The organism is Plantactinospora endophytica (assembly GCF_016862915.1).
Lineage (GTDB): Bacteria > Actinomycetota > Actinomycetes > Mycobacteriales > Micromonosporaceae > Plantactinospora > Plantactinospora endophytica.
This window is the reverse complement of sequence record NZ_BONW01000021.1, coordinates 477,928-502,271: the sequence shown is the minus strand read 5'-3', so window position 1 is coordinate 502,271 and position 24,344 is coordinate 477,928. Positions and strand designations below refer to the sequence as shown.

At 73.0% G+C, this 24,344-nt stretch carries 20 protein-coding genes and 1 pseudogene; 12 read left to right on the top strand and 9 right to left on the bottom strand.

The window, feature by feature from the left end:
* Positions 1–19: 19 nt before the first annotated feature.
* The 3 genes from Pen02_RS23300 to Pen02_RS23290 all read right to left on the bottom strand — a co-directional run bounded on the left by Pen02_RS23300 (position 20) and on the right by Pen02_RS23290 (position 3,496).
* Positions 20–442 (bottom strand): helix-turn-helix domain-containing protein, encoded by a 423-nt coding sequence (locus Pen02_RS23300; RefSeq protein ID WP_203868277.1) that lies wholly within the window; start codon positions 440–442, stop codon positions 20–22.
* 229 nt (positions 443–671) lie between these two features.
* Positions 672–1,817, bottom strand: a complete 1,146-nt coding sequence (locus Pen02_RS23295; RefSeq protein ID WP_203868175.1) for a class I SAM-dependent methyltransferase — start codon at positions 1,815–1,817, stop codon at positions 672–674.
* Positions 1,817–3,496 carry a DEAD/DEAH box helicase gene (locus Pen02_RS23290; RefSeq protein WP_203868174.1) on the bottom strand — a complete coding sequence of 560 codons (1,680 nt, stop codon included), beginning with the start codon at positions 3,494–3,496 and terminating at the stop codon, positions 1,817–1,819. Before Pen02_RS23290 ends, Pen02_RS23295 begins: the two co-directional genes overlap by 1 nt.
* Before the next feature lie 395 nt (positions 3,497–3,891).
* Here Pen02_RS23290 and Pen02_RS23285 point away from each other — a divergent pair, with 395 nt between their 5' ends.
* Positions 3,892–4,605 carry a ferritin-like fold-containing protein gene (locus Pen02_RS23285; RefSeq protein ID WP_203868173.1) on the top strand — a complete coding sequence of 238 codons (714 nt, stop codon included), beginning with the start codon at positions 3,892–3,894 and terminating at the stop codon, positions 4,603–4,605.
* 184 nt (positions 4,606–4,789) lie between these two features.
* Here Pen02_RS23285 and Pen02_RS23280 read toward each other — a convergent pair whose 3' ends face one another.
* Both Pen02_RS23280 and Pen02_RS23275 read right to left on the bottom strand, forming a co-directional pair.
* Positions 4,790–5,017, bottom strand: a complete 228-nt coding sequence (locus Pen02_RS23280; RefSeq protein ID WP_203868172.1) for a DUF3107 domain-containing protein — start codon at positions 5,015–5,017, stop codon at positions 4,790–4,792.
* 66 nt (positions 5,018–5,083) lie between these two features.
* Entirely contained in the window at positions 5,084–5,722 is a 639-nt protein-coding gene (locus Pen02_RS23275; RefSeq protein ID WP_203868171.1) for a TetR/AcrR family transcriptional regulator, read from the bottom strand.
* A gap of 1,933 nt (positions 5,723–7,655) precedes the next feature.
* On the opposite strand from Pen02_RS23275, the pseudogene Pen02_RS43225 reads away from it, so the two are divergent.
* The 8 genes and pseudogenes from Pen02_RS43225 to Pen02_RS23235 form a co-directional block, all read left to right on the top strand.
* Positions 7,656–8,954, top strand: a pseudogene (locus Pen02_RS43225) (hypothetical protein); the annotation flags it as partial.
* A 147-nt stretch (positions 8,955–9,101) separates the two neighbouring features.
* Positions 9,102–10,067: an alpha/beta fold hydrolase gene (locus Pen02_RS23265; RefSeq protein ID WP_203868169.1), complete on the top strand. Its 966-nt coding sequence runs from the start codon at positions 9,102–9,104 to the stop codon at positions 10,065–10,067.
* A gap of 285 nt (positions 10,068–10,352) precedes the next feature.
* Positions 10,353–11,252, top strand: a complete 900-nt coding sequence (locus Pen02_RS23260) for a DUF3152 domain-containing protein (protein WP_239141113.1) — start codon at positions 10,353–10,355, stop codon at positions 11,250–11,252.
* A gap of 100 nt (positions 11,253–11,352) precedes the next feature.
* Positions 11,353–12,207 (top strand): DUF3152 domain-containing protein, encoded by an 855-nt coding sequence (locus tag Pen02_RS23255; protein ID WP_203868168.1) that lies wholly within the window; start codon positions 11,353–11,355, stop codon positions 12,205–12,207.
* Positions 12,208–12,381: 174 nt separating this feature from the next.
* Entirely contained in the window at positions 12,382–13,584 is a 1,203-nt protein-coding gene (moeZ, locus tag Pen02_RS23250) for an adenylyltransferase/sulfurtransferase MoeZ (RefSeq protein ID WP_203868275.1), read from the top strand.
* A gap of 212 nt (positions 13,585–13,796) precedes the next feature.
* On the top strand, positions 13,797–14,768 hold the full coding sequence (locus Pen02_RS23245; protein WP_372445646.1) for an ABC transporter ATP-binding protein: 972 nt from the start codon (positions 13,797–13,799) through the stop codon (positions 14,766–14,768).
* Entirely contained in the window at positions 14,765–15,616 is an 852-nt protein-coding gene (locus Pen02_RS23240) for an ABC transporter permease (RefSeq protein ID WP_203868167.1), read from the top strand. The genes Pen02_RS23245 and Pen02_RS23240 overlap by 4 nt, the downstream gene beginning before the upstream one ends.
* Positions 15,616–15,858 carry a helix-turn-helix transcriptional regulator gene (locus Pen02_RS23235; RefSeq protein WP_203868166.1) on the top strand — a complete coding sequence of 81 codons (243 nt, stop codon included), beginning with the start codon at positions 15,616–15,618 and terminating at the stop codon, positions 15,856–15,858. The genes Pen02_RS23240 and Pen02_RS23235 overlap by 1 nt, the downstream gene beginning before the upstream one ends.
* A 137-nt stretch (positions 15,859–15,995) precedes the next feature.
* Here Pen02_RS23235 and proB read toward each other — a convergent pair whose 3' ends face one another.
* Positions 15,996–17,186, bottom strand: a complete 1,191-nt coding sequence (proB, locus tag Pen02_RS23230; protein ID WP_203868165.1) for a glutamate 5-kinase — start codon at positions 17,184–17,186, stop codon at positions 15,996–15,998.
* Positions 17,187–17,255: 69 nt separating this feature from the next.
* Here proB and Pen02_RS23225 point away from each other — a divergent pair, with 69 nt between their 5' ends.
* Positions 17,256–17,564 carry an MGMT family protein gene (locus tag Pen02_RS23225; RefSeq protein WP_203868164.1) on the top strand — a complete coding sequence of 103 codons (309 nt, stop codon included), beginning with the start codon at positions 17,256–17,258 and terminating at the stop codon, positions 17,562–17,564.
* Positions 17,565–17,629: 65 nt separating this feature from the next.
* On the opposite strand, the gene Pen02_RS23220 is transcribed toward Pen02_RS23225, so the two are convergent.
* Positions 17,630–18,277 carry a hypothetical protein gene (locus Pen02_RS23220; protein WP_239141109.1) on the bottom strand — a complete coding sequence of 216 codons (648 nt, stop codon included), beginning with the start codon at positions 18,275–18,277 and terminating at the stop codon, positions 17,630–17,632.
* Between the two features lie 134 nt (positions 18,278–18,411).
* Between Pen02_RS23220 and Pen02_RS23215 the strand changes: the two genes are divergently transcribed.
* Complete coding sequence (locus Pen02_RS23215) at positions 18,412–19,392, top strand: TAXI family TRAP transporter solute-binding subunit (protein ID WP_239141108.1); 981 nt, start codon at positions 18,412–18,414, stop codon at positions 19,390–19,392.
* A 51-nt stretch (positions 19,393–19,443) separates the two neighbouring features.
* Here the strand turns inward: Pen02_RS23215 and Pen02_RS23210 are convergent, their stop codons facing one another.
* Together Pen02_RS23210 and Pen02_RS23205 are read right to left on the bottom strand one after the other, a co-directional pair.
* Positions 19,444–20,820, bottom strand: coding sequence for a sensor histidine kinase (locus Pen02_RS23210; protein ID WP_203868163.1), 1,377 nt, complete (start codon positions 20,818–20,820; stop codon positions 19,444–19,446).
* Positions 20,821–20,832: 12 nt separating this feature from the next.
* Positions 20,833–21,489: a response regulator transcription factor gene (locus Pen02_RS23205; protein WP_203868162.1), complete on the bottom strand. Its 657-nt coding sequence runs from the start codon at positions 21,487–21,489 to the stop codon at positions 20,833–20,835.
* A 226-nt stretch (positions 21,490–21,715) separates the two neighbouring features.
* Between Pen02_RS23205 and Pen02_RS23200 the strand changes: the two genes are divergently transcribed.
* Positions 21,716–24,310 carry a M14 family metallopeptidase gene (locus Pen02_RS23200; protein WP_203868161.1) on the top strand — a complete coding sequence of 865 codons (2,595 nt, stop codon included), beginning with the start codon at positions 21,716–21,718 and terminating at the stop codon, positions 24,308–24,310.
* The last annotated feature ends 34 nt before the right edge of the window (positions 24,311–24,344 follow it).

Here is a 24,344-nt window from a genome sequence, read left to right as displayed (position 1 = left end):
CGGTCAGCCGGCGCGGCAATCAGCCGGCTCGGCGGACCTGTCGGTGGGCGAGGTAGCGCAGCATGTCCCGGATCAGCTTCTTCTCCTCCGGCGGTACGCCGGGATCGCCGAGGCGAGTCATGATCACCCGGAGGTCGGCGTCCACCGGCGACTCGATCCGGTCCCGCCGGGGTGTGCCGGGTTGTTCGCCGTCGGGCAGGCCGAGGGCCCGGAACGCCACCCCGACCGGTACGTCCAGCGCGGTGCAGAAGCCGCGTACCTTGGCCAGCTCCGGATAGTCCTGCCAGTCGCCGGCGAGCCAGCGGAACAGGGTGGACCGGCCCACACCGGTGTGCCCGGCGACGTCGCTGACGGTCCAGCCACGTTCGCTCTTGGCGTCGTCGATGGCCCGTCGCACGAAGCGGGCGAAGGCCGCCTGCGGCGAGTCCTGTGCGGCACCGATGCTCAGCGGAAAACCCTTTCGCCCGGACTTCGGGTGGTGTTCCGAGCGTAATCCCGAAGCGGGGTCGGGAAACCCGACTGATCGAACCCACCCCGCCCGTACCAACGGTCGGCCGGCATCGCCCCCGGCTGTCCGATCATCCGGAGAGTTCCGCCGGTACGGCGGAGGAAGCCCCGGTGGGCGGGCCGCGCCGGACGGAGTCCGCCGTCGCCGGGGGCGTGGGTGTGGGTCAGCGGGTACCGAGCAGGGTCTGCAACCGTGGGGTGATCCGCCAGTCGCCGACCAGTGCCCGGTATTCGTCGCGCTGCCGGTCGGTCGGTTCGGCGCCGGTGTGCCGGGCCCGGAGCAGCAGGTTGCGTGGGGTGTGCTGGGAGTCGACGAACTCCACGACTTCGACCCGGTAGCCGTGCAGCCGGAGCAGGGCCGCCCGCAGCGCGTCGGTGAGTACGTCGGCGAAGCGTTCCCGCAGGATGCCCTGCCGGACCAGCGGCTCGTACGGCTCCGGGGCCGGTGCGGCCCGCAGTTGCGCGGCGAGGTCGTGGTGGCAGCACGGGGCGGCCAGCACCCAACGGGCGCCCCAGCGCACCGCCCGGGCCAGCGCCTCGTCCGTCGCCGTGTCGCAGGCGTGCAGTGCGAGTACCAGGTCGGGGGCGGGTTCCACGGTCGCGTCCAGGATGGTGCCGGCGACGAACCGGACCTGGTCGGCGTAACCGAGCTGCTCGGCGAGCGCGGCGTTGCGGCGGCGCTGGTCCTCGCGTACGTCCACGCCGACCAACTCGACGTCGACGCCCCGCCCGGCAAGGTAGCGGTACGCGGCGAAGGTCAGGTACGCGTTGCCGCAGCCGAGGTCGACCACCCGCAGCGGGCCGGTCAGCTCCGCCGGCAGGGTTGCCGCGAGGGCGCGCAGGAACGCGTCGACCTGCCGCCGCTTGGCCGCGCTGCCGCCGATCGCGTCGAACAGCGGGTCACCCGGGTCGAGCAGGTGCTCCCGGGGCCGGTCGTGCGAGGTGGTCGCCGGCTCCGCCCGCTGCGCGGCGACCCGGTGCAACTGTGCCTCGCCCCGCTTGGTCACCCGCAGTTGCAGGGTGGCGCCGGCCGTCTCGACGTGCCAGTTGCCGAACGGTTCGGCCAGCAACGCGTCGACGGCCGCGTCCGCCTCGGGGCCGGGCGCCACGTTCCGGGTGTACGGCCGGGCGCCGTCGTCGGTGACGATCTGCAACCGGGCACCGGACTTGAGGGCGACCGGTCGCAGTTCGGCGCGTACCACGGTGGCAAGCTGGCCGCGCCGTCGCCCGGCGGCGACGGCGCGGGTCAGCGCGGGATCGAGCAGCAGCGCGCGCACTTCGGCGAGCGCGGCGTCGAGCTGTTGCGGCATCAGTCGCCGGTGGTGGCGTCTCCACCGGCACCGGAACCCCGGCGACGGCGGCGCCGGCGGCGCGGTTTGGCGGACCCGTCGGCGTCGACGGCCGTCGGGGCACCGCCACCGGAACCGGCGTCGGTCGGCTCGGCCAGGCCGGTGCCGGACTCGGCGGCCTCGGTCACCGGCCCGGCGACGACCTCACCGGCCCGGCGCCGACGGCGCGGCCGGCGGGGCTCGGCCGACCCGGTGACCTCGGCCTCCGGGCCGGTCGGTTCGGCCGGTCCGGCGCTGCGGCTGGTGCCGCCGCGCCGGTTGCGGGTCCGTCCGGCGCCCTCGCCGCGACCCGGCCCGCGCCGGCTTCCGCCGTTGCGGGACCGGCCGCCGAGGTCCTCCTCGACCTCCGCCGAGAGCCCGACCCGGGTCCGCTCGGCGGACGGCAGGGTACCGGCGACGTCGGTCGGGATGTCCAGGTCCGTGTAGAGGTGGGCCGAGGTGTGGTACGTCTCCGGCGGCTCCGGCATCTCCAGCCCGAGGGTCTTGTCGATGATCCGCCAGCGGGGCATGTCGTCCCAGTCGACGAAGGTCACCGCGACCCCGGTCGCGCCGGCCCGACCGGTACGGCCGATCCGGTGCGTGTAGGTGTCCTGGTCCTCCGGGCAGTCGTAGTTGACCACGTGGGTGACGCCGGTGACGTCCAGTCCCCGGGCCGCCACGTCGGTGGCGACCAGGATGTCGATCTTGCCGGTGCGGAACGCCCGGAGCGCCCGCTCCCGGGCGCCCTGACCCAGGTCACCGTGTACGGCCGCGACCGCGAACCCACGGAAGTCGAGATCCTCGGCGACCCGGTCGGCGGCCCGCTTCGTACGCGTGAAGATCATCGTCAGGCCGCGTCCCCGCGCCTGCATGATCCGGGCGACGATCTCGATCTTGTTCATCGAGTGGGTGCGGTAGACCAGTTGCTCGGTCAGCGGCGACGGCCCGGTCTCGGCGGTGTGCCCGGCGTGGATGGTCACCGGGTGCCGGAGGAACCGGCGGGACAGCGCGACGATCGGGTCCGGCATGGTGGCCGAGAAGAGCATCGTCTGCCGGTCCTCCGGCAGCATCGCCAGGATCTTCTCGACGTCGTCCAGGAAGCCCAGGTCGAGCATCCGGTCCGCCTCGTCCAGCACCAGCGCGTGCACCCGGTCCAGCCGGAGCTGCTTCTGCTTGGCCAGGTCGAGCAGCCGGCCCGGCGTGCCGACCAGGATCTCGACACCCTTGCGCAGCGCGTCGACCTGCGGCTCGTACGCCACGCCGCCGTAGATCGGCAGCACCCGTACGCCACGGGTCTTGCCCGCCGCCGCGAGGTCCTTGGCGACCTGGAGTCCCAGCTCCCGGGTCGGTACGACGACCAGCGCCTGGGGCAGCCCGTCGCTGCCCTCGCCCGGCGCGAAGACCCGCTCCAGCAGCGGTACGCCGAAGCCGAGGGTCTTGCCGGTGCCGGTCGGCGCCTGGCCGATCAGGTCGGTGCCGCGCAGCGCGATCGGCAGCGCGTACTCCTGGATGGCGAACGCCCGGGTGATGCCCACCGCTTCGAGCGCGGCCACGGTCTCCGCCCGCGCGCCGAGCTCGGCGAAGGTGGGTGCCTCGGGGCGGACCGGTGCGTCGGCGGCCAGTGCCTGGCCAGCCATGATGTTCTCGATGTGATCGCTCATGTGGTTGTGGGGGTGCCCTCTCGTGGTGCGCCCCGTTCGTCGTAGGGCGCGATGTCGGTATGGCGCGGGCCACACGGTCGACGGCTGAACGCCGAGTAGGGACCGGGCCGCACGCGCGCGCCGCAGGGCAGATTTTCCGGAACGATTGACGGTCTTCCGGACCTCTGCCTCCTTCGGCAACTGATCCATGCTACCTGAGCCCGGCAAACGGCGTCCCGGTCCTGCAGTACGACCGCCGACCGGGGTCCGGGGATGTGATATCCGTTACACATCCTGAACTCTGGGTTACCGACAGGTAGAACGCCTCCCGTGGTCCACGGCATTCCGCACCCGGTGGCCCGGAATCCTCGTCCGGTGGGCGCCCGGGACGGCCTTTTGGGCGGTAACCTGCGGTCGTGTCCGCCCCCGCAGAGCCCGCCCCGACCCCGTCCAGCGTCCCGCCGCAGCCCACCGGCCCGGTCCCGACCGCCGCCTCCGGAGCCGTGGTCGACCTGCTCGGCCTGGTCGCGTACGGCGAACTGGTGGCCTTCGACCGGATGGCCGCCGACGCCCGGTTGGCACCCGACCTGGCCCGACGCGCCGTACTGAGTGAAATGGCCGCTGTCGAGATCACGAACTACCGGCGGCTCGCCGACCGGCTGACCGCCCTCGGCGTTGCGCCCGGCGAGGCGATGGCACCGTTCGTGCCGGCCCTGTCGTCGTACCACGACTCGACCGAGCCGAAGGACTGGCTGGAGGCGCTGACCAAGGCGTACGTCGGAGACGCCATCGCCGACGACTTCTTCCGGGAGATGGCCGTCTTCCTGGCCGAGCCCGACCGGCAACTCGTGCTCGACGTGCTGCACGGCTCCCGGTACGACGAGTTCGCCGGTGAGGAGATCCGGCTGGCCATCCAGACCGATCCGAAGGTCGCCAACCGGCTCTCGATGTGGGCCCGGCGACTGGTCGGCGAGGGGTTGTCCCAGGCGGGACGTACGGCCGGCGAGCGGGTGGCGCTGACCGCCCTGATCGCGACCGGCTTCGACGACCAGGCGGGGGTGCAGACGCTGTTCAAGCGACTCACCGCCGCACACACCGCCCGGATGTCGGCGGTCGGACTGAACAACTGACCCGGGTCGCCTACGACGACGACTGACCCGGTCACCTACGACAACTGACCCGGGTCACCTGCGCGGCATCGGCGCGGGCCCGGACCAGCCGCCACCGTCCGCGCCGCCGACGACGTCCCGGGCTGCGCGTTCCGAGTCCGTCGGCGGACCCGGAACGGTGCGGGGACCCCGGGGTGCGGTCGGGTCAGCGGGCGACGAAGCCGACCGCTCGGGGCGACGCCTCGGCGATCTCGACGTAGGCCACCTTGCCGACCGGGACGATGACCCGCCGGCCCTTCTCGTCGGTGAGCGACAGGGTGCCGTCGCTGCTGCCCAGCGCGTCGGTCACGATCTGCTCGATCTCGGCCGGCGTCTGCGCGCTCTCCAGGACCAGTTCGCGCGGCGCGTACTGCACGCCGATCTTGACCTCCACGTGACCTCCTCGTTCGGGGCGAAAGATCCGCCGTCGGAAAGGCTATCCGATCCGCACCGGTTACGTTCAGGCTGACTCGCCCTGCAACGGAAAGCTCGCGATTCCGCGCCAGGACAGCCCGGTGAGCAGCGCCTCGGCCTCGGCCTTCGGCACCTTCCGTCCGCTGGCCAGCCAGAACTGGGCGGCGGTCTCGGCCGCGCCGACCAGGCCGGAGGCGAGCAACTCGGCACGGGACCGGCTCACCCCGGTGTCCGAGATGATGGTGTCGGTGATCGCGGCGATGCAGCCCTGCTCGACCCGTTCGACCCGCTCGCGTACGGCCGGCTCGTTGCGCAGGTCGGACTCGAAGACCAGCCGGAACGCGCCGCTCTCGTGGTCGACGAAGTCGAAGTACGCCCGGACCGCCCCGCTGACCCGCTCCTTGTTGTCCACCGTCGCCGCCATCGCCTCCCGGACCTTGGCCACGATCGCGTCGCAGTGCGTGTCCAGCAGCGCCAGATACAGCTCCAGCTTGCCCGGGAAGTGCTGGTAGAGGACGGGCTTGGAGACGCCGGCCCGCTCGGCGATGTCGTCCATCGCGGCCGAGTGGTAGCCCTGGGCGACGAACACCTCCTGTGCCGCCGCCAACAGTTGCTTACGTCGTGCCGAGCGCGGCAGACGTGTTGGTCGGCCGGCCGTCTGCGCGCCGTTTCCCACCTGGGTCATGGTCACCTCCGCTTCGCCTCGCACGCCGTGGACCTTCTTCCGACCGGAGCAGGGGTACAGCACTCGACCGCCGAATTAGCCCGCCGCTGTAACTTATCGGCACTGCCACCACACGGTAGCCTCAGCGGGGGCGACCAAGGAGCGCACGGTGGACGAAACAGGGCAACCCGGAGCCCCCACACCGGGAGAGCACGGTAACGGGGCAGGTCCGCAAGGTGACCCGGCCCGCCCGGCCAATGGCTGGGCGGCCGACGCGGGCTGGTCCGGCGCGGAGATCGGTGTCGATCCGAACGGACGGCAGTGGCAACCGGCTGTCGAGCCGGCGGTGACCCGTGGTTGGGGCGACCGGGCGGCCTACACACCCCGGCCGCTGCCGGCCACACCCGGCATTCCGCTCCGCGAGATCCGGCAACCCGTCAACGGCGTACACCTGGGCGAGGCGCCCCCCGACCCGGAGCGCGGCTGGGGCGGCGGGCGCACGCTGCCCGGCGAGCCGGTCTACCCGTACGAGGCGGAGATCGTCGATCCGGTCGACCGGCGTGGGGCCGGTCCGGAGTTGTCGACCGGCGCCGTCGTGGACCGCCCGGGGCAGCCTTCCGGGCCAGTACTGCCGGGTGACGCCGATCTGGCCGGTACCGCCCGACACGCCTTCGGTGACCCCGGCTACGGAGAGCCGGAACGCGCAGGTCTCGGGCCGGCCGCCCAACCGCCGCGCTGGCGGGAGCCGCTGCCACCGGCGAACCCGGGTCCGATCTCCGCACCGCCGGCCGCCGTCTCCGGACCGCCCAGCGCCGTACCGATGCCTCCGGCCGTGGCGGGCCCGCCGGCCGCCGTCTCCGGGCCGCCGGCCATGACCCCCGGCCTGCCGGTCACGGCCTCCGGGCCGCCGGCCGCGTCACCCGGGCACCTGGGCGCCGCGCCGCCGGAGCATCTCGTGGCGGCTGACTTCGAGCCGGGCCGGAGTTTCCGGTCGCCGGCCGACTACGACCATCCGCCGGTCACCGAGATGACCGCGCTGATGCCCGCCGTACCCCGGCAACCGGACCGTCCCCCGGCCCAGCCACCCGCTCCGGAGCCGGTCGGCCCGGCGGGACCGGGCTGGCATCCGGCGGAGCCGGACGACCGGAGCCCGGCGCAGGCCGGGGCCGACGTCCGGAGCCAGGAGCCGACGAACTGGTCGTCCGGCTGGGCACCGTCGTGGGCGGCCAGCCCGGCCGGCCCGTCCCCGGAACAGGACGGCGTCCGGCACGTCGAGGGCCAGCAGGTAGCCGAGGCAGCCGCGCAGGCCGAGCCGGCCCGGGAGGCGGAGCCCGGCGGGCGCGAGCAGCACTGGTCACCGAGCTGGGCCGACCAGTCGGGGCATCGGGCGGCCGAGTCGCCGCCCGGGCCGATCACCCGGGAGGGGCACGCCCAGGCACCGACCGGCGGCGGCTATCCCGCGAATCCGGCGGCTGCCCGGAGTGCCCCGACGGCTCCGGAGAGTACCGGCCGGCGGGCGGCGAACGACCCGACCGGCTACCCCGGACCGGCCGCGCAGGGGCCGGACGCACCCGGCTACCTGCCGGGTCCCGGCGGGCTGTCCGGCCCGTCTCTCGGACTGCCCGGTCCGTCCGGGCCGGCTGCTCCGGAGCCGCCTGGATACCTCTCCGGTCCCCCCGGCGCTGGCATGTCCGGCCCAGCCGTTCCGGAACAGCCCGGTTACCTGTCCGGTCCGAGCGCTGGCTTGTCCGGTCCGGCCGTTCCTGAACAGCCCGGTTACCTGTCCGGTCAGAGCGGTGGCTTGTCGGGTCCGGCCGCTGCGGAGCCGCCCGGCTACCTGTCCGGCCCGGCCGGCCCGGCGCCGGGTGCGGAGCCGCCGGGTCGTCCGGCCGGGCCGCCGCCGGGCGCGGAGTCCGGCGGGCACCTGTCCGGGCCGCCCTCCGGCCCCGAGCCGTCCGGCTATCCGTCCGGGCCCGTCGGCCCGGCACCGGGCGCCGAGCCGGTGGGCTATCCGCCGGCGGGGCAGGCGCCCGGATATCCGTACCGCCGGGAAGCGCTGGCGCTGCCGACCGGGCCGAGCTACCCCACCTCGCCGTACCGGTACCCGGAGTCGGTCCCGGCGGAGCCCGCGCCCGCCGCCCGGCCGGGCGAACCGGCTGACGTGTTGCCGCAACGCGTCCCCGCCGAGCCAGACGTGCCCACGGTGCCGGAGCCACCCGCCGTGGAGCCGCCCGCCGAAACGCCCGAACTGGCCCGGATCGCCACCCATCTGCGTCGGGAGGACGGAGCGGCACAGCTGCGCGAGCGACCGGACGGCTTCGACGTCAACGCGATCCTGGACGCGGTCCGGGGAGTCGCCGGGGTACGCGACGCATCGCTGCGTACCACCCCGGCCGGGGCGCACAGCCTGCGCCTGGATCTCGCCGACGGGGCGGATCCCGCCGACGTGAGTCGGCACGTGGCGCGGCTGCTCCAGGAGCGGATGGGGCTGGCCGCCGCCCCACAGAACCTGCCCACCCCGCCACTCGCGCCGCCGCCGCCCGGGTTCGTCGGCGCCGCGGCGCCCGCCCGGCCCGCGCCGGCACAGCCCCGGCACGCTCCGCCGGCCGCCGAGCCGGAGCCGCACCCCGAGCCGGCGACCGAGGAGCCGCGTCGGCGGCACCAGGCGCCGGGCCACCGGGGTCGGGCAACCGTCGGCGAGCAGCCGTCGGCGCCGAGCGGGGAGGGCGGTCGGAGCGGGTCGCCGGTCGGCACGAGTCCGACTACCGCCGGCAGTTCCTACTCCGGCAGCCCGGTGACCACCACCGAGACCGCGCCGTCCCGGCCGCTGAACCCGGGCGCACCACCCGGCCCTCGGGTGATCATCGACCACGTGCAGGTGAGCACGTTCGGCCTGGACGCCACCGTCGAGGTACGGCTGGCCGCCGGCAAGCATCCGGCGGCCGGGCTGGCCACCGGTCCCGCCGTCGACGGGTACGTGCTGCGGCTCTGTGCCGTGGCGGCGGCCGCGGCCATCGACGAGCTGCTCAGCGCCTCCACCCGGGTCACCGAGCGGGGCCGGTGCTTCGTCGAGCACGCGGCGGTGGTGCCGTTCGGCAGTTGCGAGGTGGCCACCGTGGTGGTGCTGCTGGTCTGCGACGGCTGGGTCGAGCAGCTCGCCGGCTCGGCGCTGGTCTCCGGCGACCCGCGCCAGGCGGTGGTCCGGGCCACCCTGGCGGCGGTCAACCGCCGGCTTGAGGCGTTGCTCACCTAGCGCGCCCGGCGGAGTACGCCGATCGGCGGTGCAAACGGAACGAACCGGGGCGGAGGCATCCAGGTGATGCCCTCGCCCCGGCCCGTGGTCGCCCCGGTCTGCACCGGCTCGGGAGTGTGATCTTCGTACGGCCGGCACACTTGACTGATGAAGCGTGCGCTGTTGGCGGCGGACGAGTCGATCGCCCGGGACGAGGTGCCGCCGCCCTGGCCCGGCCGGGACGTACGGATCGACGGCTCGATCACCCACGTCCGGGAGACCCCGGCCACCCGGTCGGACGCCGAACCGGCGCTCTACGTGCACGGGCTCGGCGGTTCGGCGCAGAACTGGACGGACCTCGCCGGCCTGCTCGCCGACCGGCTCGACGGGCACGCCATCGACCTGCCCGGCTTCGGGCGGAGCGACCCCGGGCGGAAGTACACGATCCCGGCCTTCGCCGACCGGGTCGTCCGGTACATCGAACACTCCGGCCGGGGCCCGGTGCACCTGTTCGGCAACTCCCTCGGCGGCGCGGTCTCGGTACGGGTCGCCGGCCTCCGCCCCGACCTGGTCCGTACGCTCACCCTCGTCTCCCCGGCGATGCCGTTCCTGGACCCGCGCCGGTCGCTCCAGGGGCGGGTACTCCCGCTGCTGGCGGTGCCCCGGGCGGAGCGGTTCGCCTCCCGCTGGCTGACCAACCTGCCGCCGGAGGAGATGGCCCAGCAGGTGTTGGAGGCGTGTGTGGCGGACACCGCCCGGATCTGCGACCAGCGCCGGCAGGAGGCGGTGGAGGAGATCCGGATCCGGTACACCGCCGAGCACTACGCAGCGGCCTACCTGCGTACGCTGCGCGGCCTGGTCGGCAGTTTCGTCCGGGCGTACCTGCCGGGTGCCGGCTCGCTGTGGCGGATCGCCAGCCTGATCACCGCACCGACGCTGGTGATCGGCGGCGGGCAGGACCGGCTGGTCGACGTCCGGGTACCGGCCCAGGTGGCCCGGCTGGTGCCGGACAGCCGGCTGCTCCTGCTGGGCGGCGTCGGGCACGTCGCGCAGATGGAGGTGCCCCGGACGGTCGCCCGGGCGACGCTGGCCCTGCTGGACGAGACCAGTCCGCTGCCGGCCGCCCACCACTGAGCGCCACCGCCCACCGGCACGGGCGCCACGCACCGCCCACCGACCGGCGACCCCACGCCGCTGACCGGCGGGGCCCCCGCACCGCCCACCGGTCGGCGACACGCACCGCTGACCGGTCGTCGGCACGAACCGGCCCACCGGGAGGGGGCATGCGCCGGGCGGTAGGTGACGCGCCGTGCACCGTGGCGTGACCTCGCCCACAGGTGGGTGGCGGCACCGCTCTCCCGGGCAGGACACGAAATTACCGGTGCAACCAACCTGGCGGGTCAGGCGTACTAATAAGGCGTGTGGATCAGTGAGCGTGGCCCGACCCCGACGAGCGGGTCCGCGCCCGCGACCCCCGAACGGCCGCAGCGGCGCCGGGCCCGACGGTTCCGGCGGGGCCGGGTCCTGGCCGTGGTCCTGTTGGCCGTGGCCGGCGCGGTCGGGGTGGTCGGCATCCTGGTGCCGCCGGCCAACCGGTTGGCGATGGAGCAGCCGGAGGCCGCCGCCCAGCCGGTGGCGCCGACGACGCCGGCCGCCGAGGTGACGCCCACGCCCACCCCGTCGGCCACGCCGAGCCGGCCACCGGCGCCGGTGCTGCGGCTCACCGACCGGGTGCCGGCGACCGGGCCGGGCAGTTTCACGTACGCGACCGGGCGGGGCGAGGTGCTGGGCCGGGCCGGGACGCTGCGCCGGTACCGGGTGGCGGTGGAGCGCAACGTCGACGAGCACATGCAGGAGTTCGCCACGAAGGTGGACGCCGCGCTGGCCGACCCGCGCAGTTGGATCGGCAGCGGGCGGCTGCGGTTGCAGCGGGTACCGGACAAGTCCGGTCACGACTTCACGGTGTACCTGGTCACCGCCGGTACGGCCCGGGAGATGTGTGCGGCGTCCGGAGTGGACATCCGGGTCGGCGGCAAGCCGTACACCTCGTGCCGGGGTACCGGACGGGTGATCATCAACCTGGACCGCTGGATGCAGTCCGTGCCGCACTACGTCTCCGCCAAGGTGCCGCTGGACCGGTACCGGACGTACGTCGTCAACCACGAGGTCGGGCACGAGTTGGGACACGGCCACGAACGGTGTCCCCGGGACGGCCGGCCCGCCCCGGTGATGATGCAGCAGACGCTGTTCCTCAAGGGCTGCGTGGCGAACCCGTGGCCGTACCTGGACGGCGAGCGGTACGCCGGCCCGTCACTGTAGGTCGAAAACCGGGCCCGTCGCGGTAGGTCGAAAAACTGGTACAGGTCCGGCGTAAGCGGGCCTGGATTCTGGAACGTCGGCATGGCAGGCTGAGCCGGCCATGACGAATCCGGCAAACCCTCCCGACCACGGCCGTTTTCCCACCCGCCCCGGCGGCCGGCTCGAACGGGCGCGGATCGCCGCCGCGCAGGCCCGGCGACGACGTCGGCGTACCGTCGCACTCGCGCTGCTGTCGGTCGCGGCCGGCCTGCTCACGGTCGGGTTGGTGCACACCCGGCCGGGCGGGGCCGGGCCGGGTGTGGCGGCGGCCGGCCGGGGCGGCGTGGTGGCCGGCGCGGCCAGCACCGGGGCCGGGCGGAGCGGTCCGACGACCGACCCGGGCGCCAGATATCCGACCACCGGTCCGGGCACCTTCGGGTACGCCGCCGCCGGCCGGATGCTCGGCGCGGCCGGCACGGTACGCCGCTACCACGTCGCGGTGGAGCAGGGCATGGGGCAGGAGACGCCCACCTTCGCCGCCGAGGTGGACGCGGTGCTCGGCGACCCCCGGGGCTGGACGGCGTCCCGCAAGCTCCGGTTGCAGCGGGTCGGCAAGGCGACGACGGCCCAGTTCACGGTCTTCCTGGCCACGCCGGGGACGTCGGAGAAGATGTGCGCCACCGCCGGCCTGCACACCGAGCGGTACGGCTCCTGCCGGTTGCCGGGTCAGGTGGTGCTCAACGTCGCCCGCTGGCTGAGCGGGGTGCCCGACTACGGCGCGTCGCTGGAGGTCTACCAGGCGTTCGCGCTCAACCACGAGCTCGGGCACGAGTTGGGCGAGGAGCACCAGGGTTGCCCCCGGCCCGGCGCACCGGCCCCGGTGATGCTCCAGCAGACGTACGGGCTGCGCGGCTGCGCACCGAACGGCTGGCCGTACGTCGACGGTCAGCGGTACGTCGGTCCGCCGATCCCGTGACCGGCCCGAACGGTGGTGGTGGGGCTGGACGTCGGCGCAGGCTCCGGCCGGTCCGGTTATTCCCCGCTCCCGGATTTCGGGCAGGTGTTTCAGCTCATGGTCTATTCGTGGTCAGGCGAGGAACAATGGCCGGACATGCCACTGTCGATGCGCTCAGCCGCCGGCTGAGCGAGGATCCGAACCGGGGAGTCCACCGTGTCGCTGCCCCCGCTCGTCGAGCCCGCCGCCGAGCTGACCGTTGACGAGATCCGCCGCTACTCGCGCCACCTGATCATCCCGGACGTCGGGGTCGAGGGGCAGAAGCGGCTGAAGAACGCCCGGGTGCTCTGTGTCGGCGCCGGTGGCCTCGGCTCGCCCGCGCTGATGTACCTGGCCGCGGCCGGGGTCGGCACGCTCGGCATCATCGACTTCGACACCGTCGACGAGTCCAACCTCCAGCGGCAGATCATCCACGGCCAGTCGGACGTCGGCCGGCCCAAGGCGGAGTCGGCGGCGGCGAGCATCCGGGAGATCAACCCGCTGGTGCAGGTGGAGATCCACAACACCGCGCTGGACCGGGACAACGTGCTGGAGATCTTCGGCCAGTACGACCTGATCGTCGACGGTACGGATAACTTCGCCACCCGCTACATGGTCAACGACGCGGCGGTGCTGCTCGGCAAGCCGTACGTCTGGGGGTCGATCTACCGGTTCGACGGGCAGGCGTCGGTGTTCTGGGCCGAGCACGGTCCCTGCTACCGCTGCCTCTACCCGGAGCCGCCGCCGCCCGGCATGGTGCCGTCCTGCGCCGAGGGCGGGGTGCTCGGGGTGCTCTGCGCGTCGATCGGCTCGATCCAGGTGACGGAGGCGATCAAGCTGCTCACCGGGATCGGCGAGCCGCTGGTCGGCCGGCTGACGGTGTACGACGCACTGGAGATGTCGTACCGGAAGATCAAGGTCCGCAAGGACCCGAACTGCGCGCTCTGCGGGGAGAACCCGACGGTCACCGCGCTGCTGGAGGACTACGAGGACTTCTGCGGCGCGGTCTCGCCGGAGGCGGAGGAGGCTACCCTCGACGCCACCATCACGGCCCGCGAGCTGAAGGAGTGGCAGGACGCCGGCAAGGACATCTTCCTGGTCGACGTGCGGGAGCCGGCGGAGTACGAGATCGTCCGCATCCCGGGGGCGACGCTGATCCCGAAGGGCGACATCCTCTCCGGCGCGGCGCTGGCCTCGCTGCCGCAGGACAGGCAGATCGTGCTGCACTGCAAGTCCGGCGTACGTTCCGCCGAGGCGCTGGCGGCGGTGAAGGCCGCCGGGTTCCGCGACGCGGTGCACGTCCAGGGTGGGGTGCTCTCCTGGATCAAGCAGATCGACCCGTCGCTGCCTGCCTACTGATCCGACTTCCCGCCGGGCCCGGCCCGGCACCCGCGACGCGGGGCAGTTCCGTTCCGGAGCTGCCCCGCGTCGTCGTTCCCGGGAGCAGTCATCGAGTCCGGGAGCAGTCGTCGGCTCCGGGAGCAGTCGTCGGCTCAGAATGCACTCGTGCTTCCTTGTGTAGTAGATGTACTATCCCCTCGCGTAGTGATTAGACGAGGGGGTGTAGATCTATGACCATCGCCGAGACCCCGGGCCGGACCTCCGAGCCCGCCGGGGCACCGGTCGACCAGCCCGTGCTGGACGTCCGTGATCTGCGGATGCGCTACGGCAGCACCGACGTCCTGACCGGCGTCACGTTCACGGCCCGACCCGGCGAGGTGCTGGCGCTGCTCGGCCCGAACGGCGCCGGCAAGACGACCACCATCGAGATCCTCGAAGGCTTCCGGATGCGGTCGGCCGGCGAGGTCACCGTGCTCGGGATCGACCCGGCGCACGGCGACGAGCGGTGGCGGGCCCGGCTGGGCGTGGTGCTCCAGTCCTGGCGCGACCACGCCAAGTGGCGGGTACGCGAACTCCTCGCCCACCTCGGCGCCTACTACCGGCCCTACTCGACCGACCAGGTCCGGCGGCCGTGGGACGTGGACGACCTGATCGACGCCGTCGGGCTGAACCCGCACGCCGGCAAGCGGGTCGGCCAGCTATCCGGCGGCCAGCGGCGGCGGCTGGACGTGGCGATCGGCATCGTCGGCCGGCCCGAGCTGCTCTTCCTCGACGAGCCCACCGCCGGATTCGACCCGGAGGCCCGGCGCGAGTTCCACGACCTGGTGCACCGGCTCACCGACCTCGAACAGACCACGATCCTGCTGACCACGCACGACCTGGACGAGGCCGAGAAGCTGGCCGACCGGATCCTGATCCTGGCCGGCGGCTCGATCATCGCCGACGGCTCGGCCGACCAGCTCTCCCGGCGGATGTCCTCGGAGGCCGAGGTCAAGTGGAGCCGGGACGGCCAGCGGTTCGTGCACGCCACCACCGATGCCACCACGTTCGTCCGGGAGTTGTTCCAGCAGTACGGCGACGGCATCGCCGACCTGGAGGTGCGCCGGGCCAGCCTGGAGGACACCTACATGGCGCTGGTCCGGGAGTTCGAGTCCGGGCGGAGCATCGCCGCCCTGCGTGAGTTCGAGGAGGCGACCCGGTGAACCCGACGGTGACGGCGCTGCGGGCCGGCGTACTGCGCGGTGGGATCGAGGTTCGGCACACCCTGCGCAGCCCGCAGGACCTGTGGAACTACTTCTTCCCCAACCTCGCCTTCCTGGTCGTCATGTTCTTCATGCGCGACGCCACGGTGCCCGGCACGAACTTCTCGCTCGGCGCCCGTACCCTGCCCAGCGTGCTCGGCGGCGGCCTGGCGTTCGGGGCGCTGGTGACGATGATGATGGCGCTCACCGTCGAACGCGAGGACGGCACCCTGCTGCGGGCCAAGGCGATCCCGAACGGGATGCTCGGCTACCTGGTGGGCAAGGTGGTGCAGGTCTCCGGGATGCAGTTGGTCAGTTTCGTCCTGCTGGTGGTGCCCGGAGTGTTCCTTGTGGACGGTGTGGAACTGCGCGGCGCCGGCTCCTGGCTGACCCTGCTCTGGGTACTCGCGCTTGGGCTGGTCGCCTGCCTGCCACTCGGTGCGATCTTCGGCTCGCTCTTCGCCAACCCCCGCAACGTCGGCGTCATCATGCTGCCTATCATGGGCCTCGTCGCGACCTCCGGGATCTTCTATCCGATCACCAACTACCCGGTCTGGTTGCAGTGGATCGGCCAGGCGTTCCCGGTCTACTGGCTCGGCCTGGGGACGCGTTCGGCGCTGCTCCCGCCCGAGGTGGCGGCGGTGGAGATCGGCGGCTCCTGGCGGCACATGGAGACGTTCGGCATGCTCGCCGGCTGGGCCGTGCTGGGCCTGGTGGTGGCGCCGATCGTGTTGCGCCGGATGGCGCGGCGGGAGTCCGGTTCGAGCGTCGCCGCTCGGAAGGAGAAGGCGATGCAGAGGATCAACTGATGAGCGAGGCCATCTACAACCGCATCGCGGTGCTGCGGGCGGAGCGCGGGATCTCCCGGCGGGACCTCGCCGACGCGCTCGGCGTGCACTACCAGACGGTCGGTTACCTGGAACGGGGCGAATACAACCCGAGCCTGCACCTGGCGCTGCGGATCGCACGATATTTCGAGGTGTCGGTGGAGGTGGTCTTCTCCACCGAACCCTTCCCCCGGATCGGCGCCGCCGAACGCGCCACCGCCTGACCGTGCCCCGGCTGTGCACCCAGCTCTACAGTGCCGCGACCAGGCCGGTCCCGCCGGCCCCGCCAGCGGGACCGGGCGGCCCTACGGTCAGACCAGCAGGCCGGCCCTACGGTCATACCAGCAGGCCGGCCCCACGGTCAGACCAGCAGCACCAGGTCGTCGCGGTGCACGACCTCGCGCTCGTACCCGGGGCCGAGGGCGGCGGCGAGTTCCGAGGTGGAGCGGCCGAGCAGGCCGGGCAGCTCGACCGCGTCGTAGTTGACCAGCCCACGGGCGACCGCCGACCCCGCGTCGTCCACCAGGTCCACCGGGTCACCGGCGGTGAACGTGCCGTCCACCGCCGTGATCCCGGCCGGCAGCAGGGACTTGCGCCGGGCCACCACCGCCTGCACCGCACCCGGGTCCAGGTGCAGCCGCCCCCGGGGCGAGGTGGCGTGGGCCAGCCAGAAGAGCCGGGCCGTCGGGCGTTGACGTACCCGGTGGAAGAAGGTGCCGACCGGTGCGCCGGCCAGCGCCTCCGGGGCCAGCGGCGTGGCGGTCAGCACCACCGGGATGCCGAATCCGGTGGCGATCCGGGCGGCCTCGACCTTGGTGACCATGCCGCCGGTGCCGACCCCGGCCCGACCGGCCCGGCCGATCGTCACGTCGGCGAGGTCCTGCTCGTCGCGTACCTCCTCGATCCGCACCGTGCCGGGCCGGGCCGGATCACCGGTGTAGAGGGCGTCCACGTCCGAGAGCAGGATCAGCAGGTCGGCGTGGACCAGCGCGGCCACCAGCGCGCCCAGCCGGTCGTTGTCACCGAACCGGATCTCGTCGGTGGCCACCGTGTCGTTCTCGTTGACGATCGGCACCGCGCCGAGGTCGAGCAGTTTGCGCAGGGTGCGGTAGGCGTTGCGGTAGTGCGCCCGCCGGGTCACGTCGTCCTGGGTCAGCAGCACCTGGCCGACCGTGCGGCCGTGCCGGGCGAAGCCGGCCGAGTACCGGCCGATCAGCAGCCCCTGCCCGACGCTCGCCGCCGCCTGCTGGGTGGCCAGGTCCCGGGGCCGGCGGGGCAGCCCGAGCGGCGCCAGGCCGGCGGCGATCGCCCCGGACGACACCAGCACCAACTCCCGCCGGTCCGCCGGTCCGACCCGCTTACGGCCGGACCCGGGCGGTCGGTGGCCGGGCTCCGTCGCCGGCTCGCCGGCCGGACCGTCGGCCAGCCAGTTGGCGAGTACGTCGGCCAGCGCGTCGACCCGCACCGCGTCCAGGCCCCCGGCGGCGGTGGTCAGCGAGGACGAGCCGACCTTGACCACGATCCGCCGGGCTGTGGTAACTGCTTCCCGCACCCGCCCATTCTGCTCGGCCGCCCGGCCCGCCCCGCCGGTACGCCCGCCGCTCCCATATCGTGGCAGCTCATGACGCCCGAGGAGTACGTCGAAGAGGTGCTCGCACTGGTCGAGCGGATCCCGCCCGGCCGGGTCATGTCGTACGGCGGAATCGCCGACTATCTGGCCGACCGGTCCGGCCGGGCGTCGGCCCGACTGGTCGGCACGATCATGGCGCGGCACGGTGGCGGCGTCCCCTGGCATCGGGTGGTCAACTCGGCGGGCCGGCTGCCGCCCGGACACGAGTCCGAGGCCCGTGCCCGGCTCCGCGCCGAGGGCGCCCCGTTGCGCGGCGCCGGGGTCGACATGAGGTCGGCCGACTGGCTACCGCCGGACTGACGCGCCGCCGACTCAGGACCGGATGTGCGTGGCGGTGGTGCCGGCGGCGGCGAGCCAGCCCGGGTTCAGCTCGCCAGCGACACCGGATGGGCGCTGCGGCGCAGGATGCGCTCCTTGTCGGGGCCGCCGGGCACGGTGACCAGCAGGCAACCCGAGCGCGGCGCGACCGAGGCCGGTGAGCCGAGCAGTTGGGCACTGCGTACCAGCACGGCGGCGAGTTCGGTGTCGCAGATGCGTACCCCGAGGATGGTGGTGCGGACGTGCCGGCCGGCGGCCAGCAGCGCGGCCCGCCAGGCGGCGGCGGCCAGCGCCTGCCGGCGGGCGTTCCGGGGCGCGGAGGCGCCGACGGCGGCCGGGTCGAGCAGCGCGGTCCGGCCCTGCCGCCAGCCCATCGACAGCACGGCGGGCTGGCCGGGCTCGGTGAGGTGCAGCCGGTGCAGCTCGTACCGGCGGCGGACACCGGCGGTGATCCGCTCCGAGCGGGCCGGGGTGCCGAGCCGGACCAGCAGGTCCGCCAGGCGGGTGGCGGCGGCCTCCGAGCTGAACTCGGCAACCATGCTGGTCGGCTGCCGCATCCGCTCCACCTGGGTACACCGGATCAGGCACGCCGCCTCGAAGGCGTCCGCCAGTGAGGCCCGGTCCAGCAGGCTGGTACTGCCGGACGGCCGCAGGGGCGGCCGAATGGGGGCGTACGCCCCGGTGCTCCAGACCATCTCTGTCGCCCCCCGTGTTCGCGACGACCAACTACTTTCAACGGTGGCCGTTACCGCGCTCAGGCGGTAGACATCGGTTGAAGGCTTGAGCAAAATTTGCGCTGAGTGTGGATCATCGCCGGGATGGTGGTGGGGTGGGCGGGGCACGGTGGCACCGACGCACCGGCCGGGGATTGCCCGGCCGGCGGTTCGGCACGCTCGCCGTGGCGCTGGCCGTGGTGACGATCGCGCTGCCGGCGACCGCCGGCTGCACCTCGGAGTCGGCCGAGCCGACCCGGCTGCGCATCGCGACCGGCAGTGCGACCGCGGTCTACTACGCCGTCGGTCAGTCGTTGGCCGGCATCCTCAACCGGGAGTTGCCGGACGTGACGGCGAGCGTGGTGGTCACCGCCGCCTCGGCGGAGAACGTGTCGCTGGTCTCCACCGGGCGGGCCGAGCTGGGCTTCACCCAGGCCGACATCCTGGCCGCCGAACCGGGGCCGGGCACCGGGCTCAGTGCCGTCGCGCGGGTCTACGACGACCTGCTGCACCTGGTCACGCTGACCCAGGAGCCGATCCGGCAACTGACCGACCTGCGCGGCAAGCGGGTGGCGATCGGCGCGCCGGGCTCCGGCACCGCGATCACCGCCGAGCGGCTGCTCGACGTGGCCAAGGTCGGCGACAACCTGGCCGAGACGCTCCGGCTCGGCATCGACGACTCGGTGGCCGCGCTGCGGGCCGGTCAGATCGACGCGTTCTTCTTCTCCGGCGGCCTGCCGGTGAAGGCGGTGGCGGACTTCGCCGCCGAGACCCGGGCCCGCTTCGTCGACCTGGGACAGTGGGTCGAGCCGCTGCGCCAGTCGTACCGCGAGGTGTACGTCCAGCGGGACATCCCCGCCTCGGCGTACGGGACGGCGCCGGTGACCACCGTGGCGGTGCCGAACTACCTGGTGGTGGCCACCAGCATGCCGGAGCAGCTCGTCTACGACGTGACCCGGTTGCTGATGCAGCGCCGGGACGAGCTGAGCAGCGCCCATCCGGCCGCCGCCCGACTCAACGTCCAGTCGGCGATCACCACCAGTCCACTCGCCCTGCATCCGGGCGCCGCCCGCTACTACCAGACGCACAAGCCCTGACCGAGAGGCGTATCGGGGGCGGCTCACAGCTCACGGCTGACGGTGCCCGGCTCACGGCTCGCCGGGGCGGAACCAGACGTCGGCGGTCAGGCCGGTCGGCTCGGCGGGGCGCATGGTGAGCCGCCCGCCGGAGGCGTCGACGAGTACCGCGACGATGGTCAGGCCGAGCCCGGCACCGTCGATGTTCTGGGTGTCCGGGGCCCGCCAGAAGCGTTCGGTGGAGGATTCGAGCTGCGCGCCGGTCATCCCCGGACCGTCGTCGGTGACCCGGACGACCACGCCGTCGTCGGCGCGGTGCACCGAGACCGTGACCCGGCCGCCGGAATGGCTGAACTTGACCGCGTTGTCGACAAGCGCGTCCAGCACCTGGTCGACGGCGGTACGGACGGCTCGGGCGTGCACCGGGCCGGTGACCGGTTCGAGGCGCAGGGTGATGCCCCGGTGGTTGGCCAGCGGTTGCCAGGCGGCCACCCGGGACCTGGCCATCGCCGCCGCGTCCACCACCACCATGGTGTGCTGGGCCCGCTCGGTGCGGGCGAGGGTGAGCAGCCCGTCGAGTACCTGGGCCAGCCGGTCGGTCTCCTCCAGTGCCAGTTTGTGCTCTTCGCGGCCGTACTCGTCGGTCAGGGTCGGCCCGAGTTCCTCGACCCGCAGCCGGAGCGCGGTCAGCGGGTTGCGGAGCTGGTGGCTGGCGTGCGCGACGAAGGCCCGTTGCCGTTCCAGCGCGTCCGCGACCGCGTCGGCCATCTCGTTGAAGCTGGTGGCGAGCCGGCGCAGCTCCGGCGGACCCTGCTGGGTCGGCACCCGGGCCTTGCCGTCACCGGCCGCGATGTCGTGGGTCACCACGTCCAGTACGGTCACCGGGCGCAGCACCCAGCCGGCCAGCCGGAACGCGGTCATCACCCCGGCGGAGACGGCCAGCAGCCCGATGGTGGCCAGCGCCGCCCACCAGACGGTGACGGTACGCCGGGCCCGCTCGGTGGCCGAGACGATGACGACGGCGCCGATCACCTCACCGCCGTCGTTGACGGGTACGGCCACCACCAGCGGGCCGACCTGCCAGGGCCAGAGCACCTCCGGAACGGTCAACTGCCGGCCGGCCAGCGCACCGAAGATCGCCGGATCGGTCAGTTCGGAGTCCAGCGGCGGGCCGGTGGGCGCGGCCACCTGACGCCGTTCCCGGTCGAGTACGACGGCGGTGATCCCGTACAGGTCCTGGTAGCGCTGGAACTCGTCGTTGATCGCACTGACCGCGCCGGTACGCAGCGCCGGGCCGGAGAGCGAGGCGAACCGGTTGGCGTCGGCCAGCCGGTCGGCCCGGATCCGTTCGGTCTCCCGGTTGGCGAGGGTGATCGCCAGCGGGGTCTCCAGGGCGAGCAGGACCAGGATCATGAGCAGTGAGTAGCTGAAGACCAGGCGGCGGCGCACGGAGGGCTCCGGTCACTCGGCCCGGAGCCGGTAGCCGACACCACGGACGGTCTGCACCAGGTCGGGGTCGCCGAGCTTGCCGCGCAGCGAGCCGACGTGCACCTCCACGGTGTGCCGGGCGGCGCCGGTGGTCGGCCAGACGTCGAGGACGATCCGCTCGTGCGGCACCACGACGCCCGGCTGCCGGGCCAGCGAGACCAGGATGTCGAACTCCTTGCGGGTGAGCGCGACCCCGGCGCCGCCGACGGTGACCAGCCGGGCGGCCACGTCGATCCAGATCGGGCCGACCTCGATCACCTCCGGGCGGGGCGCACCGGCCCGGGCCCGGCGGAGCACCGCGACGATCCGGGCCTCCAACTCGGCCATCGAGAACGGCTTCACCACGTAGTCGTCGGCGCCCATCCGCAGCCCGATCACCCGGTCGCGTTCCTCGCCGCGTGCGGTGACCGCGATGATGCCGAGCTGCGCGCTGCGCTGGCGCAGGGCCCGGCAGACCTCCACGCCGTCGCCGTCCGGCAGGGTGAGGTCGAGCAGCACCAGGTCGCAGGGGGCGGCGGCGAGGGCTGCGGCGGCGGTACCGGCCCGCTCGACGTCGTACCCGCGCCGGGACAGGGCGGCGGCCATCGCACCGGCCACCCGGGCGTCGTCCTCGACCAACAGGATCCGCATGCCGGCCGCTCCTCGTCTGTCGTACCAGCTGGTGCGAATCATCCCGCATCGACGCGGCCGAACACAGCGGAGCCGATCTCCGGCACACTCAAGATTGGCTCAATTTCCCTGTTTCGATGTTCCGTGAGCTGCGGGCGCAGGCGTTAGATCAACATCATCCGAGTTGGCGCGGCCGCCCCTGCCGGACCCTTTTCCGTCGTACATCGTCGTATGAAGGGGTTTGCTGGTGAACCGAAGACTCTCCGGAATCGCCATGCCCACCGCGATCGCGGTGGCGCTGCTGGGTACGCCGTTGCTCAGTACGGCGACCGCGGGCGGGGCCACCGCCGCCGCCAAGGTACCCAAGCCGCAGTCGGTGCTCGGCTGGGTGCCGTGCGCCGACTACAAGCTGGCCACCTACGAGCAGATCGCCGACTACTACCGCAAACTGGACCAGGCCAGCAACCGGATGAAGCTGGTGGAAATCGGCAAGACCAGCGAGGGTCGGCCGCAGTTGATGGCCATCGTCTCCTCGGAGGAGAACCTCCGGGCCGAGAACCTGGAGCGGTACCGGCAGACCTCGGTGCGGCTCTCCCAGGGCGACGGGCTCTCCGAGTCGGTGGCCCGGGGCCTGTCGCAGAGCGGCAAGGCGGTCGCCTGGGTCGACTTCGGCATCCACTCCACCGAGGTCGCCGGGCACCAGACCGCGCCGCAGTTCGCGTACGACCTGGTGACGAGTGAGACGCCGGAGGCGCGGGCGATCCGGGACAACGTCGTCACGCTGCTGGTGCCGAACACCAACCCGGACGGCGGCACCAGGGTCGCCGAGTGGTACCGGCAGAACCTCGGCGGCCCCTACCAGGACGCCGGCTACCCGGAGCTGTACCAGAAGTACGCCGGGCACGACAACAACCGTGACTGGTACATGTTCAACCTCCAGGAGACCCAGAACGTCGGCAAGCAGCTCTTCCACGAGTGGCTGCCGCAGGTGATGCACAACGTGCACCAGACGGCGGTCTTCCCGGCCCGGATCAGCATCCCGCCGTTCGAGGACCCGCTGAACCCGAACATCCACCCGCAGGTGGTGCGGGGCGTCAACCTCGTCGGCGACGCGATGGGGCAGCGGTTGGAGCGCGAGGACAAGGGCGGCGCGCTGGCCCGGCAGTCGTACGACATCTGGTGGAACGGCGGCGCCCGGACCGCGCCGTACTACCACAACCAGGTCGGCATCCTGACCGAGACCGCGCACGCCTCGGCGACCCCGAGGGTGTACGACCCGAAGGACTTCCCGGCGACGTTCGCCGACGGCACCTCGACCAGCAAGCCGTCGGTGTTCTACCCGAGCCCGTGGCAGGGTGGCGAGTGGCACCTGTCGCAGAGCTGCGACTACATCAAGACCGCCTCCTGGGCGATGCTCCGGCTGGCCAGCGACGACCGCGAGGGCTGGCTCTACGGGGCGTACCAGATGGCCCGGGACGGTGCCCGCGACGGTGCCGGCACCACCTACGTGATCCCGGCCGACCAGGCGGACTTCCCGACCGCGACGAAGCTGGTCGACAAGCTGCGCTGGAACAACATCCGGGTCGAGCAGGCGCTCGCCTCGTTCAAGGTCGGCAGCCGGACCTACCCGGCCGGCAGCTACCTGGTCCGGGAGGCGCAGCCCTACCGGGCGGCGGTGCTGGACCTGCTGAACCCGCAGGTGTACCCGGACCGGCGGCTCTACCCGGGCGGCCCGCTGGAGCCGCCGTACGACATCACCGGCTACACGCTGTCGTTCCAGATGGGCGTCACCGTCGACAAGCTCGACAGGAACATCCGGGTCAGCGCCACCGAGGTCGGCTGGCCGAAGGTACCGACCGGGGTGGTGGCCGGAGCGCCGAAGCACGCGTACGCGCTCGACCCTCGGGTCAACGACAGCGCCACGGCGGTGAACGCGCTGCTGGCGGCAGGGGAGAGCGTCTCCCGCAGCACCGGTGAGGTGACCACCCGCACCGGCAAGCTGCCGGCCGGTACCTTCCTGGTGAAGGCCGGTCGGGACACCGGGGACCGGGTCACCGCGCTCGCCACCGAGCTGGGCCTCAGTGTCGCGGCGGTGGACGCCAAGCCGGCCGGTACGAAGGCGCTCGCCGCGCCCCGGATCGGCCTGTACGACGGCTTCAACAACTACGACGAGGGCTGGACCCGACTGATCCTGGACCAGTTCCGGTTCGGGTACGCCAAGCTGACCAACGCGCAGGTGCGGGCCGGTGACCTGCGGGCGAGGTACGACACCATCGTGCTGCCCGACGCCACCTACAACTCGATGCGCAACGGTCGGGCGGCCGGCTCGCTGCCGGACGCGTACACCGGGGGCATGACGGACGCGGGCATCGCCAACCTCAAGGCGTTCGTCGAGGCCGGCGGCACCGTCGTCACGCTGAACCGGGCCGCCCAGTTGCCGATCCAGGCGTTCGGGGTACCGGTCAAGGACGTCACCGCCGGAGTCGAGGAGACCGAGCTGAACATCCCCGGCTCGGTGCTGAACCTGAACGTCGACAACACCGACCCGGTCGCGGCCGGCTTCGCCCCGACCGCCTCGGCGTTCGTGGCGGACGGCCCGGCGTTCGAGGTGACCGAGGGCGCCAAGGGCGTCACGGTGGCGGCCAGCTGGCCGACCGACAACCTGTTGAAGAGCGGCTTCCTGCTCGGCGAGGACGTCATCGGCGGCAAGGGCGCCGTGGTGACGGCCAAGGTGGGGCAGGGTCAGGTGGTGATGCTCGGCTTCAAGCCGCAGCACCGGGCCCAGTCGCACGGCACGTACAAGCTGTTGTTCAACGCGATGTACCTGGGCGGTCAGCGCTGACCTGACCCGGGTGCGCGGTGGCCGGTCGGCGGAT